15 protein-coding genes are annotated in these 13,249 nt (G+C 43.9%); 7 read left to right on the top strand and 8 right to left on the bottom strand.

Translation table 11 applies throughout. The features are described 5' to 3' along the window. Positions 1–455: 455 nt before the first annotated feature. On the top strand, positions 456–1,133 hold the full coding sequence (locus ASC42_RS03485; protein ID WP_055440573.1) for a hypothetical protein: 678 nt from the start codon (positions 456–458) through the stop codon (positions 1,131–1,133). Between the two features lie 21 nt (positions 1,134–1,154). On the opposite strand, the gene ASC42_RS03480 is transcribed toward ASC42_RS03485, so the two are convergent. Beyond that, positions 1,155–1,487 carry a DUF1360 domain-containing protein gene (locus tag ASC42_RS03480; RefSeq protein ID WP_055440572.1) on the bottom strand — a complete coding sequence of 111 codons (333 nt, stop codon included), beginning with the start codon at positions 1,485–1,487 and terminating at the stop codon, positions 1,155–1,157. Positions 1,488–1,612: 125 nt separating this feature from the next. Between ASC42_RS03480 and ASC42_RS03475 the strand changes: the two genes are divergently transcribed. From ASC42_RS03475 to ASC42_RS03460, 4 genes are read left to right on the top strand one after another with little or no spacing between them, the layout of a single operon-like run. Next, entirely contained in the window at positions 1,613–1,945 is a 333-nt protein-coding gene (locus ASC42_RS03475) for a hypothetical protein (protein WP_055440571.1), read from the top strand. Positions 1,946–1,958: 13 nt separating this feature from the next. After that, positions 1,959–3,230 carry a UDP-glucose dehydrogenase family protein gene (locus ASC42_RS03470; RefSeq protein WP_055440570.1) on the top strand — a complete coding sequence of 424 codons (1,272 nt, stop codon included), beginning with the start codon at positions 1,959–1,961 and terminating at the stop codon, positions 3,228–3,230. Further along, positions 3,227–4,168, top strand: coding sequence for an NAD-dependent epimerase/dehydratase family protein (locus tag ASC42_RS03465; protein ID WP_055440569.1), 942 nt, complete (start codon positions 3,227–3,229; stop codon positions 4,166–4,168). Before ASC42_RS03470 ends, ASC42_RS03465 begins: the two co-directional genes overlap by 4 nt. Positions 4,169–4,170: 2 nt before the next feature. Continuing rightward, a complete protein-coding gene (locus tag ASC42_RS03460; RefSeq protein ID WP_055440568.1) occupies positions 4,171–5,307 on the top strand; it encodes a glycosyltransferase family 4 protein in 1,137 nt (378 codons plus the stop codon). Here the strand turns inward: ASC42_RS03460 and ASC42_RS03455 are convergent. The 4 genes from ASC42_RS03455 to mgtE form a co-directional block, all read right to left on the bottom strand. Further along, complete coding sequence (locus ASC42_RS03455) at positions 5,291–5,647, bottom strand: CotO family spore coat protein (RefSeq protein WP_055440567.1); 357 nt, start codon at positions 5,645–5,647, stop codon at positions 5,291–5,293. The two genes, ASC42_RS03460 and ASC42_RS03455, sit on opposite strands and share 17 nt — an antisense overlap. Positions 5,648–5,974: 327 nt before the next feature. Then, positions 5,975–6,544, bottom strand: coding sequence for a DUF5626 family protein (locus tag ASC42_RS03450; protein ID WP_055440566.1), 570 nt, complete (start codon positions 6,542–6,544; stop codon positions 5,975–5,977). A gap of 135 nt (positions 6,545–6,679) precedes the next feature. Then, positions 6,680–7,456 (bottom strand): enoyl-ACP reductase FabI, encoded by a 777-nt coding sequence (fabI, locus tag ASC42_RS03445; protein WP_032100729.1) that lies wholly within the window; start codon positions 7,454–7,456, stop codon positions 6,680–6,682. A 91-nt stretch (positions 7,457–7,547) separates the two neighbouring features. Next, complete coding sequence (mgtE, locus tag ASC42_RS03440) at positions 7,548–8,873, bottom strand: magnesium transporter (RefSeq protein WP_055440565.1); 1,326 nt, start codon at positions 8,871–8,873, stop codon at positions 7,548–7,550. A gap of 108 nt (positions 8,874–8,981) precedes the next feature. Here mgtE and ASC42_RS03435 point away from each other — a divergent pair, with 108 nt between their 5' ends. Continuing rightward, a complete protein-coding gene (locus tag ASC42_RS03435) occupies positions 8,982–10,145 on the top strand; it encodes an FtsW/RodA/SpoVE family cell cycle protein (protein WP_055440564.1) in 1,164 nt (387 codons plus the stop codon). A 42-nt stretch (positions 10,146–10,187) separates the two neighbouring features. Further along, positions 10,188–10,922 carry a bis(5'-nucleosyl)-tetraphosphatase PrpE gene (gene prpE / locus ASC42_RS03430; protein WP_055440563.1) on the top strand — a complete coding sequence of 245 codons (735 nt, stop codon included), beginning with the start codon at positions 10,188–10,190 and terminating at the stop codon, positions 10,920–10,922. On the opposite strand, the gene ASC42_RS03425 is transcribed toward prpE, so the two are convergent. The 3 genes from ASC42_RS03425 to yjbM are packed head-to-tail and all read right to left on the bottom strand — an operon-like array spanning position 10,919 to position 13,245. After that, positions 10,919–11,797, bottom strand: a complete 879-nt coding sequence (locus ASC42_RS03425) for an RluA family pseudouridine synthase (protein WP_055440562.1) — start codon at positions 11,795–11,797, stop codon at positions 10,919–10,921. The two genes, prpE and ASC42_RS03425, sit on opposite strands and share 4 nt — an antisense overlap. A 12-nt stretch (positions 11,798–11,809) precedes the next feature. Then, positions 11,810–12,601: an NAD kinase gene (locus tag ASC42_RS03420; RefSeq protein ID WP_082435678.1), complete on the bottom strand. Its 792-nt coding sequence runs from the start codon at positions 12,599–12,601 to the stop codon at positions 11,810–11,812. 5 nt (positions 12,602–12,606) lie between these two features. Next, positions 12,607–13,245, bottom strand: coding sequence for a GTP diphosphokinase (gene yjbM / locus ASC42_RS03415; RefSeq protein WP_055440560.1), 639 nt, complete (start codon positions 13,243–13,245; stop codon positions 12,607–12,609). Positions 13,246–13,249 lie beyond the last annotated feature (4 nt).

Here is a 13,249-nt window from a genome sequence, read left to right as displayed (position 1 = left end):
CATGGGCTGCCTGGAAGCTGCTCCTTCCAGCATGGGAAACCAACGGGAACAGCCTGCGGGTTAGAAGTCCGAACAGGAGCCGGGGAGACAGACTTTTCAAGTAGTCAAGGCTACAGGAGAGAGAAGAGTGTCCCCGATGATCCTAAGACCATTATCCAAGAACATCGCGAAAAGTCCAACCCCGATGTTTGTGAAATAGGTTTGCGACCCACGAGGGAGGGGCGCCCCTCCCCCGTGGGCAAGTCACCCAAGAATATACGATTGTCAAGGAGCGTATCGAACTGGAAGTTCGATTTAAAAATCTTTCTAAACATACTATACGAGGAGAGGATGATATGAAATGACGAAAAAAATATGGGTCGTATTTTTCATTTGTTCGATGTTTATCGTTCCACCAAGTCATATGACTCCAAATGGTTGGCAAGGATGTCCAGAATGCTTATAGGGGGGAGGAGATGAACAACCAACATATTCAACTGCAACAAAAAATTATTCATTATCGCTCGGAAGTGGCAAAATATAAGCAACTATTACAACTGATGGAAACAGAACTGAAACGCGAGCAACTGCGCAACGAATACGTACAAAAACAGCTTGAACGAATGGACGAATACGAACGAACGATTGAGCATCTGAAACAACAACTTCTTTTTTACGAAGTGGCACTTGAAGAAGAAAAAAAACGAAAAAAAGAAATAAAAAAAGAAGACATCGTGCGCGCCAACGCCTATTTTGCATATGCGGTCATGATCCCAGAAGAAAAAGAAGAACATGTGACGATTATTGGCGATTTCGTCATTGACAATGCCGGCAATATGCCGCTCCATGACCCGATCATTTGCGTTCGTCTCCGCCCTGCCGATCACGCTCAATTCAGCGGAAAATTTTCATTTCGCCAACTGCAAGAAGAAGGTGGATGGACGTTTGCAGTCGAAGATTGGCGTCAAAAAATAAAAGACGGGGAATATTGGCTAAAACCGATCGATGAAACGACGCTTTTACCAAATGAACAACTGCGCTTTCCGTCATTTGAATTGCGCGTCATACAAACGGTTGTCGTAGAAGGGTTCGTTTATTTCCGCCAACTGAAACAAGGGGTATCATCTGTGAATCATATCGTTATGAATAAATAAGCAGGCATTCGCCCGCTTTTTTTATTGGCTCCATTTTTGAATCATAACTTCAATAAACGCCGCACACCCTGCAATGGCTAACACGGAAACAATCGGCATGACGATCGGCTTCATATATATCGCTCCGACATACAGTGCTGTTGCACACCATATGCCTGTGCACCAATGGCAGCTTAACAACTCCCCGATCCACTTTTTTAGCCCCGTCCCTTTCACGACAATATACGTCTCTCCATCTTGTTCGAACTCATCATGAAACGGCGCACGCAAAAACGATGTAATGCGGTCATATACGAGTAAGCGCGTCAAACGAAATGAAGCGATACATAAAAGAAAAAAGTGAAAAGCATCCATTCTCTCGCCTCCTCGCTTCACTTTATGTTGCTTATGCAAAAAACATGCAGTACTTTCGCCTATTCCGTTTTTTATTGTTTCACATATAATGCAATGAGTGATTTCACAAAAAAGGATGTGAAACTGTGTATAACATTTTTTTCAGCAAAGATTTTTTAGCTCGCCAACGTCACGTACAACATATATGCGCTACGCTTACGACATTAAGCGAAGGAACAGAGCTGCACGTGCATACGAACAAAGAAACATACTATAACGCTCAATTCGTTCAACTAGACACAACATCGAAAACATTAACCATTATCGTCGACCCATTTTATGAACACGGCGGAAAATCAATGATCATCAACTGCCGTGACATCGTCGCAGTGGAGTTTCCAACCGAAGCGCTCGTTGCCGCGGGAGAAGAACAAACAACAACAATTGGAACGAAAAAAACAGAAGACGAAGACGAATAAAGGAAGTGAACTTATGAACGTTTGTATGATTGGTGCCGGTTATGTCGGATTAACAACAGCAGCTGTTCTTGCTAAACTTGGGCATACTGTTCATTGCATCGATGAAAATGAACAAAAAATAGCCGCCTTGCAGCGTGGCGATATTCCGATTTACGAGCCAGGTTTAGCTGAACTGTTAACCGACTACAAAAGTCGGCTTTTTTTTCATCACAACGAACAACATATAAAAGAAGCAGATGTTATATTTATTTGCGTCGGCACACCGCCTGACTTAAAAGGAAAACCAGATGTCTCGTACGTCCATCGCGCCATGGATACGCTTATTCCATATATAGGCGATCATCAAACACTTGTCATGAAAAGTACCGTCCCGATCGGAACGAACGAACGCATATATAAACGCTTAAAAAATGAAGGAAAACATGTGCGCATCGTCTCGAACCCTGAATTTTTGCGCGAAGGCTCTGCCATTTACGATTCGTTACATCCCGACCGCATCGTCATCGGCTTACGTGACGATGATGATCGTTCTCTTTCCGTTATGCAAACATTATATGCTGGCATTCATGCGCCATATGTCGTTACTAGTTTAAACGGCGCGGAAATGATTAAATATGCTGCCAACGCCTTTCTAGCAACGAAAATTTCCTTTATTAACGAAATGGCACGTCTTTGTGACGCATATGACGTGGACGTCACCGATGTCGCCAAAGGCATCGGGCTTGACGAACGCATCGGGCGACATTTTTTACAAGCTGGCATTGGGTACGGTGGCTCTTGTTTTCCGAAAGATGTGACAGCGCTCATACAAATGGCATATGAACAAATGGTGCGCCCGTATATGTTAGAAGCGACAAAAACGATTAACGACACGCAAATCTATTGGTACATTCAAAAAATGAAACGAACGTTAGGAGCACTTGCCGGCAAACGCATTGCCGTCCTTGGCATCGCCTTTAAACCGAACACAGACGACATTCGTGAATCGCCTGCTTTGTCGTTTATAAAAAAATTACACGCCCTCGGTGCCGATGTCATCGCCCATGATCCGAAAGTTGTTGTTCCAAACGACGTCAATGTAAAGCAAGCGAAAACAATACATGAAGCGCTTCAAAAAGCGGATGCGCTCATTGTTGCGACCGATTGGGATGCGTACAAACAACTAAACTGGGAAGAAGTAAAAGGAATGATGAACGGAAACGTCGTGATCGACGGGCGAAATAGCTTGCCTCGTGAGGCGATCATGAACGCAGGACTAAACTATATAGGGGTGGGACGCGGATGAATATACTTGTTACCGGAGCAGCTGGCTTTATCGGCTCGCACGTATGCGAAGCGTTATTGCAGCACCATCATGTCATCGGCATCGATTGTTTCATCGGGCCTACGCCCAAAAAATGGAAAGAAAAAACGATAGACACGTTAAAAAAACATGACCGTTTTACATGGCTCGAAGGCGATCTTTTGTCGCTGCCGCTTGACGACATCATCAAACGAGTCGACGTCATTTATCATTTGGCTGGCATGCCGGGCGTGCGCACGAGCTGGGGAACGTCATTTGATTCATATACGACAAATAACATATTAGCAACGCAACGATTGCTTGAAGCGTGTAAACAACATCGCCCGAAACAGTTTATTTATACGTCAACGTCATCCGTTTATGGCGAAAAACATGGGCGCGTGCATGAAAACATGACTCCGACTCCGCTTTCACCGTACGGCATAACGAAGCTTGCTGGTGAACATTTATGCCACGTATATGGCTCGGAATTTGGCGTGCCGACGACCATTTTACGTTATTTTACCGTCTACGGTCCACGCCAGCGACCTGATATGGCGTTTCATCGCTTTATTCGCCAAATGCTGTTTGATGAGCCGATCACCATTTTTGGCGACGGCACACAAACGCGCGACTTTACGTACATTTCCGATTGCGTCAATGGTACGCTCGCTGTGCTTGGCAATGAACAAACAATTGGCGAAACGTTCAATATTGGCGGAAAAGAGCGCGCATCTGTTAACGACGTCATCGCTATACTTGAAGAAATGATCGGGAAACGAGCAAACAAACAATATATGAATCAAGCAATCGGTGAGCCGAAACATACGTGGGCAGACATTTCGAAAGCGGAACGCATCCTTTCGTACGCTCCAAACGTATCATTGCAAGAAGGATTGCGCCGTGAAGTCGAGTATATTCGCTCGCTTTATGGGAGGTAGTTATGCGCATCGCCTTTATTTGTACTGAAAAATTGCCGTCTCCAGCCATAAAAGGGGGCGCCATTCAACTCTTGATTGATGGCATCGCCCCGTTTTTTGCCGAAAAACGTTCGCTCACCATTTTTTCCATTACCGACCCTTCGCTTCCGATATACGAAATACGTGATGGCATCGAATACGTGCGCGTGCCAAAAGAACAGTACGAACAACATATTGCAAACGAATTAAATAAACGAACGTTCGACGTCATTCACGTGTTTAACCGTCCAGCAAACGTGTTACGCTACAAACAAGCTGCGCCAAACAGCCGTTTCGTTACAAGTTTGCATAACGATATGTTTTCGCCGATGAAAATGAAGCGTGACGTTGCCGAACGAGTCGTCGCTGAAGTGGATCTCATTACAACCGTCAGCGCGTATATGAAACGCACCGTCACAAAACGATACAATGTGCCAGACGATAACATTCAAGTCGTCTACTCCGGCGTCGACGCGACGCGCTACATGCCGCCATGGACAGACGAAGGAAAACAAATGCGCAACGATATGCGCCGACGTTTTCTTGCCGAAGACGATGACGTCATTTTATTTATCGGACGATTAAGTGAAACAAAAGGGGTACATGTGCTCATTGAAAGCATGAATCACGTGTTAGCCCACCATCCAAAAGCAAAACTGATCATCGTCGGCGGGAAATGGTTTAGCGACAACCGCCCGAACGAATACGTTCGCTTTCTTCATCGGCTCGCCAAACCTTACAAAGACCGCATTCAATTTACGAACTATATTCCGTCTGAACATATTCCACACGTATTCACAATCGGCGATGTGTTCGTTTGCAGTTCGCAATGGCACGAGCCACTCGCTCGCGTGCATTATGAAGCAATGGCCGCAGGCGTTCCGATCATTACGACAAACCGCGGCGGAAATAGCGAAGTGATCGAACATCACAAAAACGGGCTCGTCATTGACGACTATGCGTCGCCAAAAGCGTTCGCCTGCGCCATAAACGAACTGTTGCACGACAAAGAAAAAGCGCTCGCCCTTGCTTACGAAGGACGAAAACGGGCAGAAACGGCGTTTTCCTTCGCAAACACAGCCGAGCAGCTTGAACGTTTATATATTACGATTTGCCAATAAGCGATACCGATACGATATGTTCGAGCGGGATCGTGATCGTTTTTTCTTCATCGTTTAATGCAAAAACGACTTTTTTCTTATCGCACGTTTGAATAATGCCCTCATACGTGCGGTTTTTCGTTTTCAACTCACACGTCACCGGTCGAAGTTCATTCGGAAGCGTCGCCAAAAATTCAATACGCTCAGTCGTATCCATCTCGCGAAAATTCGCAAATGACGGCGGCGGATACGATGGTTTTTCTTTTTTCGTTCGAAACGTCTGTTGCATATAGCACGTTTTTGGACCTAAATTCGGCTGAACGATATACAACAACGGCGCATTTTCCACACGTTTTTTCATTCCCACACCCCTCCTTTTTACGACTACTATATGCGCAAAAAGAAACGGGCATGCTAAAAGCTTGATTCCGCCAGTCGAAAAAATGAAATTAACCATTCAAGTTGTCGCTATAGAAGCACAACGAGCTGTGATTAATCTTTCTTCCTCTGTTCTGTTAATAAGTGAATAATCTGTTCATTTTGTTTAATGCGTATATCGCTATTTTTCTTTAGATGGTACAAACATTTCAAAATAAAAAATAATGAAAATACAATAATGATAATAACTACAAGAGAAAAGTAACCCATTAGAAATCATCCTCAATCTATTCGTTTTAAGTAGTAAATTTCACATTCTTGTGCTTATAGTAAGCAAGTTCCCAGACAAAGTTGCCTTGACATAAACATTTGCACCACCAAGTCCACCCAACCATGATACATCAGCAGAAAACTTAGCTGTTTTTTCTGTATAGCTTAAAGAAATATTATTGAGAGTTCCACCGATAATCCAGTAATCATAAGAATACGCTTTAATAATTCTAGATTCTTCAATATTGTTAGGAACATTTACATCAATAAAATAACTAATTCCCATATATGGAGTCGCTGCTTTTACTTGATAAGTTGATTTCCCGTACGGAAAAAGATGCTGATATGAGGGTCGATTTATTCTTCCATAATCCTCTCTTTCGGATAACATAATCGGTTCAATAGTAATAGTCATTTCTTTTCCAGATTCATCGACAACTATGATTTCGTGTTTTTCTTGATCCTTCAAATCAAACTGAACTGTAATTTCTTTAGCATCTTCTGTTGCGTTTTTTTGGACAGGCAGTTCTGAAGCATGTGAGAAAGATTCATAAAATCCAAATACAAAAATGTTAGTGAATAATACTGTGAGAATCCAAATTTTTCTCAATTAACATTCCTCCCTTCTCCTCCATTCTAATAAATACTAATCGTATTATAATAAATAACAGTGTATAATTCTATAAATTTCATATAATTGTAAAAAAATTAAAAGCTGTTCGGCAAATGCCAAACAGCTTTCCAATTAGCGCGCTAAAATGTGGTAGCCAGAGTCGACGTGAATAATTTCGCCTGTGACGCCGCGCGATAAGTCGCTAAATAAAAATAGTGCCGTATCGCCAACTTCTTCTTGTGTCGTTGTGCGGCGCAGTGGTGCGCGTTCTTCAATTTCTTTTAAAATCGAATTAAAGTCGCCGACGCCTTTCGCAGATAATGTACGAATCGGACCGGCGGAAATGGCGTTGACGCGAATGCCGTATTTTCCTAAGTCGTTCGCTAAATATTTCACGCTCGCTTCTAACGACGCTTTTGCCACACCCATGACGTTATAGTTTTGCACGACGCGCTCGCCGCCTAAATACGTTAGTGTGACGATGCTGCCGCCTTCTGTCATTAACTCTTTTGCCGCTTTCGCCACCGCTGTTAACGAATAGGCGCTAATATTGTGCGCAAGTAAAAATCCTTCGCGATCGACGTTCATGTACTCGCCTTCTAAATGTTCTTTATTCGCAAATGCGATACAATGGGCAAGACCGTGAATGACGCCAACTTGCTCTTTGATTTGCGCAAAGCATGCCTCAATTTCGTCATCTTTCGTCACATCGCAAGGTAACACAAGCGCTCTGTCATCTTCTAACGTCGCAACTAATTTTTTTACCTCATTTTCAAAACGCTCGCCTGCATATGTAAAAATTAATCGCGCCCCGGCTGCATGAAGCGCACGCGCAATGCCCCAAGCGATGCTTCGTTTATTCGCCACACCCATCACGACGTACGTTTTCCCTTGTAATGATAATTGCATATTCGTTCATCCCCTTAATTTTATGATTTGTTATTAGAACCTAGTATTAATATGATTATAACAAAAAATTCCCTACTTTCAAATAGGGAATTTATAATAAATAGTCCATAAACATCGTCGCTAAACCGAAATAAATGAGAATGCTAATTAAGTCGTTAATCGTCGTAATAAACGGGCCAGAAGCAACAGCAGGGTCGATGCGCAGTTTATGCATAAAAAGCGGAATGAGCGCCCCCGCAACTGTCGCAACCGTCAACGTTGCAAATAACGCTAATCCAACGAGCACCCCTAAGAAAAACTGTTGTTTCCATACATACACGACAATCGTAATGACGACGCCACACGATAGCCCAATAAGCAATCCTGTCAACGCCTCGCGCGCAACCATACTCCACTTTCCTTCTTTTTCTAAATCGCCCATCGCAAGACGGCGTACAGCGACCGCTAACGACTGCGTACCTGTATTTCCTGACATGCCGGCAATGAGCGGAATAAACACGGCTAAAATCGCTACTTTTTGTAGTGTATCTTCAAAGCGGCTAATTAAATTCGCGGTCATCATGCCTAAAAACAATAAAATAATCAGCCATGGCAGCCGCTTTTTCGCCGCTTCCAACGGATTGTGCTGAATGTCGACATCAGGAACCCCCGCAAGCTTCGAATAGTCGTCTGTCGCTTCTTCCGAAATGACGTCAACGATGTCATCAACGGTAATAATACCGAGTAAATGATTGTTCGCATCGACGACAGGAAGGGCTAAAAAGTTGTAATTTTGCATTTTGCGGGCCACATCTTCTTGATCTTCATCAACAAATACGGACACGACACGGTCGTTCATAATGTCGACAATCATTTCATCATCATCCGATGTCAATAGTTCACGAAGCGACAATACGCCGACGAGCTGACGCTGTTCATTCACGACGTACAAATAATAAATCGTCTCCGCTTGCGCTGCTTCTTTTTTCAAAATTTGCATCGCCGAACGCACCGTTTGGTTGGCATGAATGGCGATATATTCCGTTGTCATAATGCTTCCGGCCGTATATTCTTTATAATGAAGCAGTCCTTGAATATCTTTCGCCGCTTCATCATCCATAATCGTTAAATAATTTGCCACTTCTTTTTTATCGAGCTCATTTAATACGTCCGCGGCATTGTCCGCATACATGTGAGCGAGCATTTGTGCGACAAATAACGGATCCATTTCCGATAAATAAATTTTATATTCATCTTCTTCAATGTCGAGATGGTCAAAAATTTCCGCCATTTCTGCTGGTGATAAATATTCATACATCCGCTTTCTTACTTCTGGGCTTTGTTCGACGTAAAACTTCGCCCGCTCGTACGGATGCAATTTTAAAAACTGTCGGCGAAACTCTTCCATCTTTTCATCATATAACGCCTGTAACATCATACCCCTCCTCTCGACAAAAATCGCTTTTTTTATTATGCGTGAATCTTTGCCAACTTGCAACTGACAATGTAAAATGATAATGCACGATGAAATGCAGGGGGAACAACAATGGAAAATGAAAAAACGTCTCAAACGAAAATAGATTATCATTTATTGTTTATTTTATTTTTAATCGCAGTCGTGAGCGCCATCGCCATCGAAAGTGCGCGCGAGACGCTTCCTGCTAAACTGCAACATATTAACTTTGCGCAAAAGCAGCTCATGTGGTACGTCATTGGTACCGTCGTCATTGCTGTAACGATGCTTTTCGATTACGATCGACTATTTAAAATCGCTTGGTATTTATATGGCTTCGGAATCATTCTTTTACTTGGATTAGAATTAAACGTCCCGGGTACAGTAACGATTAAAGGGGCAACGAGCTGGTACAGCCTGCCGGGCGGAAACTTTCAGCCGTCTGAGCTGATGAAAATTTTTATGATTATCGTCATTAGCCGTATGATCGTCAACCATCGCGAAAAGTACCATGATCCGACGTTACAAGACGATTTAAAATTGCTTGGTAAAATCGTATTATCGCTCATGCCGCCACTTTTTTTGCTTGCGCGTCAACCAGACATGGGGATGTCGATGGTGTTTATGGCGATTGCTGGTTCGCTCATTCTCGTGTCCGGCATTCGTTTGCGCATTATCGCCGCCATCGTCGGCCTCGCTGTACTCGGAGCGACAGCGTTTATCGTGGCGTTTTTATATTTCCCAGACGTATTAAAAATTCAACAATATCAATTAAACCGTTTTTACGGCTGGTTGAATCCGTACGAATATTCAAGCGATCAAGGGTTTCAGCTCATTAAATCGCTACTTGCGATCGGGTCAGGGGAGTTATATGGAAAAGGATATAAAAATTTAGACGTATATTTACCAGAATCGCATACCGACTTCATTTTTAGCATTATCGGGGAGCAATTCGGCTTTATTGGCGCAAGCATCGTCGTGTCGCTCTTTTTCTTGTTAATTTACCGCATGATTCAAATTGCGTTAGAATGCCACGATCCGTTCGGCAGTTATTTATGCGCCGGTGTTATCGGCATGATTACGTTCCAAGTGTTCCAAAACGTCGGCATGACGATCGGGTTACTGCCCATCACAGGCCTTCCGCTTCCGTTCGTCAGCTACGGCGGAAGCTCGCTTGCCACATATATGCTTGCGATCGGGCTTGTCTTAAACGTCCGTTCTCGCACACAAAAATTTATGTTTTCTGCTGAACAATGATAGCCGCTTGTATGCGGCTATTTTTGTAGAAAGGAGCAAAAAATGTACGATATGATTGGCGATATTCACGGTTGTTTTCATGAATTGATGTTATTAACAAAAAAGCTTGGCTACGTCTGGGAAAACGATGTGCCGATTCATCCGAATGGGCGAAAGCTCGCCTTCGTCGGCGATTTAGCTGATCGCGGTCCGCAGTCGTTACGAGTCATCGATACAGTCGTTTCACTCGTTAAACAGCATGGGGCGGTGTACGTCCCGGGCAATCATTGCGACAAATTGTATCGTTTTTTTCTCGGACGAAATGTACAAGTGACACATGGGCTTGAAACGACGGTTGCTGAATGGGAACGAGCCGATGAAAAAACGAAAGCACGCATTCGCACACAGTTTATGAACTTATACGAAAACGCACCGCTTTACGCCGTATTAGACGATCGCAAACTCGTCATCGCTCATGCGGGCATCCGGGAAGACTATATTGGCAAATCGAATCAAAAAGTAAAAACGTTCGTCTTATACGGCGATATTACAGGAGAAAAACATCCAGACGGCTCCCCCGTTCGTCGCGATTGGGCAAAACATTACCGAGGAGAAGCGCTCATCGTATATGGGCATACACCCGTTAAAGAACCGCGCTGGCTAAATAACACGGTCAACATCGACACCGGCTGCGTATTCGGCGGACAACTCACAGCCCTTCGCTATCCAGAAATGGAGACCGTTTCTGTTCCATCAACGATGCCATATGTTGCAGAAAAATTTCGCCCGTTTGACTAAAGCAAACGGGCCATGTCATGAGGGAGCGGCGCATGAAACGTCATCGTTTTTTCGAGAAACGGATGAAAAAACGCCAGCTCACAACTATGCAACGCTTGGCGGTCGATTTGCTCCCGAAAACCGCCATATAAATCATCGCCGACGAGCGGATGACCGAGATAAGAAAAATGGACGCGAATTTGATGCGTGCGCCCCGTTTCTAATTGAATCGACACGTGCGACATTCCGTTTTTATATTGTAATACGGCGTAGTGTGTCACGGCGCGCTGACCGTCTGGTCGCACTTCCCGCTCAATAATGCTTTCTCCTTTTCGCCCAATCGGCGCATCAATCGTCCCAACAAGCGGGGTCACATACCCATGACAAATCGCTTCGTAGCGCCGCTTCACTCCACCTTGTTTTTGTTGTTCGCTTAATATATGATGCACGTGGCGATGTTTTGCGACAAGCACAAGTCCAGATGTGTCGCGGTCAAGCCTTGTGACGACATGCACGGTCGCTTGTAAGTTTTGCTTTTCATAATGATACAATAATGCATTCGCAAGCGTCCCTTGCGGATGTTCACGCGACGGAATGGTTGCCATATGCGGCGGCTTATCGACGACGATAACATAATCATCCTCGTACACAATCGAAAGCGGAATCGGCTGAGCGACCATATGTACACTTTTTTGTTCAGGAGGAAACGAAACGCGCACTTCATCGCCTGCTTTTAGCACGTAACGAACCGTCACAGGCATATCGTTCACTTCTATTCTTCCCCCTTGAAATTTAATATCAGTGAGCGCTGTTTTTGAAATATGTTGTTGTTTTAAAAATTCACGAACGAGCATGCCGTCTTGTTGTTGTGTAACGATCCAACGAAGTTGAAACATACAAATCCCTTTCTACTGAATAAATGATTCGCGCACACGCTTCCAAAACGGGAACGGACGAAAACGGGCAAAGCGAATTTTTTCATCGGCGACGCGACATTGAATCGACTTTACATCTTTATGCAATAGCGATAAATGGTCGATCGTAATTTGAAAATCGACGTCATTGACCGGCTTTAACATACACGTATGATGCGCTGGCAAAATAAGCGGTGAACCGATCGTCCGGAAAATGCGGTTGTTTATGGACGCCATTTCCGCCACTTGAATCGCTTCCAGCGACGGATGTAAAATGGCACCGCCAAGCGCTTTATTGTATGCGGTACTTCCCGATGGCGTCGAAATGCATAACCCATCCCCGCGAAACGTTTCAAACAATTCTCCCCGAATTTCAACATCCATCACAAGCGTGCCGCCCACACTTTTTACTGTACATTCATTGAGCGCTAAATATTTTGCCTCACGTCCGCCATTCACATATCGAATCGTTACCTCAAGAAGCGGATATTCGACGACTTGATACGGCGTTTTCGCAATGGCGATGACGAGCTTTTCAATTTCATCAGGCACCCAATCCGCATAAAAACCTAAATGCCCCGTATGTACCCCGACAAACGCTGTTTGCTCCAACCGACTTCGATAACGATGAAACGCATACAATAACGTCCCATCCCCTCCGACCGAAATAACAATATCCGGTTCATCTTCATCATACGTTAAGCGAAAATCGGTTAAATATGTACGAATTTTATACATACATTCGTTTGATATCGCATCCCCTTTTGATATGACCGCAAACTTCACGCGCCTCACCCCTCATTTTCTTTCACTTCTTGCTTGCGCGAAAACGCCGCTTGTGCCTCTTGAATTTCAAAACGAATTTTCGACATTTCTTCGTCTAGCAAATATGCGGCTTCCGCAGCCCGCTGTAATCGTTGGCGAATATCTTCTGGAAACTTGCCGCTATACTTATAGTTTAACGAATGTTCGATCGTCGCCCAAAAGTTCATCGCCAGCGTGCGAATTTGGATTTCGACTAAAATGTTTTTTTCGCCATAAATCATTTGTACCGGGTAACGAATGACGACATGATACGAACGATACCCGCTCTCTTTTTTTTGCGTAATATAATCTCGTTCTTCGACAATTGTAAAATCGTTTCGCTTGCGCAACAGTTCGACAACCGTTTGAATGTCGTCAACAAATTGGCACATCATACGCAATCCCGCAATATCTTGCATTTGTTGTTCGAGTTGATCGAGCGGAATATTTTTCTTTTGTGCCTTATCTAAAATGCTCGCAATCGGCTTCACTCTTCCTGTCACAAATTCAATCGGTGAATGAATGCCTTGCATTTCAAATTGAGTACGCATCCCCTTGAGCTTTACTTTCAACTCTTCAACCGCTTGTTTGTACGGTGCTAAAAAAAACTCCCAATGTCTCTCCATTCAA

The sequence above is a fragment of the Anoxybacillus suryakundensis genome (assembly GCF_001418025.1).
GTDB classification, from domain to species: domain Bacteria; phylum Bacillota; class Bacilli; order Bacillales; family Anoxybacillaceae; genus Anoxybacillus; species Anoxybacillus tengchongensis.
This window is presented reverse-complemented; position numbering and strand designations above follow the sequence as displayed.

Excerpts from the sequence above, each read along its gene's own strand:
- prpE (WP_055440563.1), top strand. The coding sequence starts at position 10,188 with ATGTACGATATGATTGGCGATATTCACGGTTGTTTTCATGAATTGATG.
- ASC42_RS03455 (WP_055440567.1), bottom strand. The coding sequence starts at position 5,647 with ATGAAAAAACGTGTGGAAAATGCGCCGTTGTTGTATATCGTTCAGCCG.
- ASC42_RS03485 (WP_055440573.1), top strand. The coding sequence starts at position 456 with ATGAACAACCAACATATTCAACTGCAACAAAAAATTATTCATTATCGC.
- ASC42_RS03460 (WP_055440568.1), top strand. The coding sequence starts at position 4,171 with ATGCGCATCGCCTTTATTTGTACTGAAAAATTGCCGTCTCCAGCCATA.
- fabI (WP_032100729.1), bottom strand. The coding sequence starts at position 7,456 with ATGCAATTATCATTACAAGGGAAAACGTACGTCGTGATGGGTGTGGCG.
- ASC42_RS03470 (WP_055440570.1), top strand. The coding sequence starts at position 1,959 with ATGAACGTTTGTATGATTGGTGCCGGTTATGTCGGATTAACAACAGCA.
- ASC42_RS03480 (WP_055440572.1), bottom strand. The coding sequence starts at position 1,487 with ATGGATGCTTTTCACTTTTTTCTTTTATGTATCGCTTCATTTCGTTTG.
- ASC42_RS03435 (WP_055440564.1), top strand. The coding sequence starts at position 8,982 with ATGGAAAATGAAAAAACGTCTCAAACGAAAATAGATTATCATTTATTG.
- yjbM (WP_055440560.1), bottom strand. The coding sequence starts at position 13,245 with ATGGAGAGACATTGGGAGTTTTTTTTAGCACCGTACAAACAAGCGGTT.
- mgtE (WP_055440565.1), bottom strand. The coding sequence starts at position 8,873 with ATGATGTTACAGGCGTTATATGATGAAAAGATGGAAGAGTTTCGCCGA.
- ASC42_RS03425 (WP_055440562.1), bottom strand. The coding sequence starts at position 11,797 with ATGTTTCAACTTCGTTGGATCGTTACACAACAACAAGACGGCATGCTC.
- ASC42_RS03465 (WP_055440569.1), top strand. The coding sequence starts at position 3,227 with ATGAATATACTTGTTACCGGAGCAGCTGGCTTTATCGGCTCGCACGTA.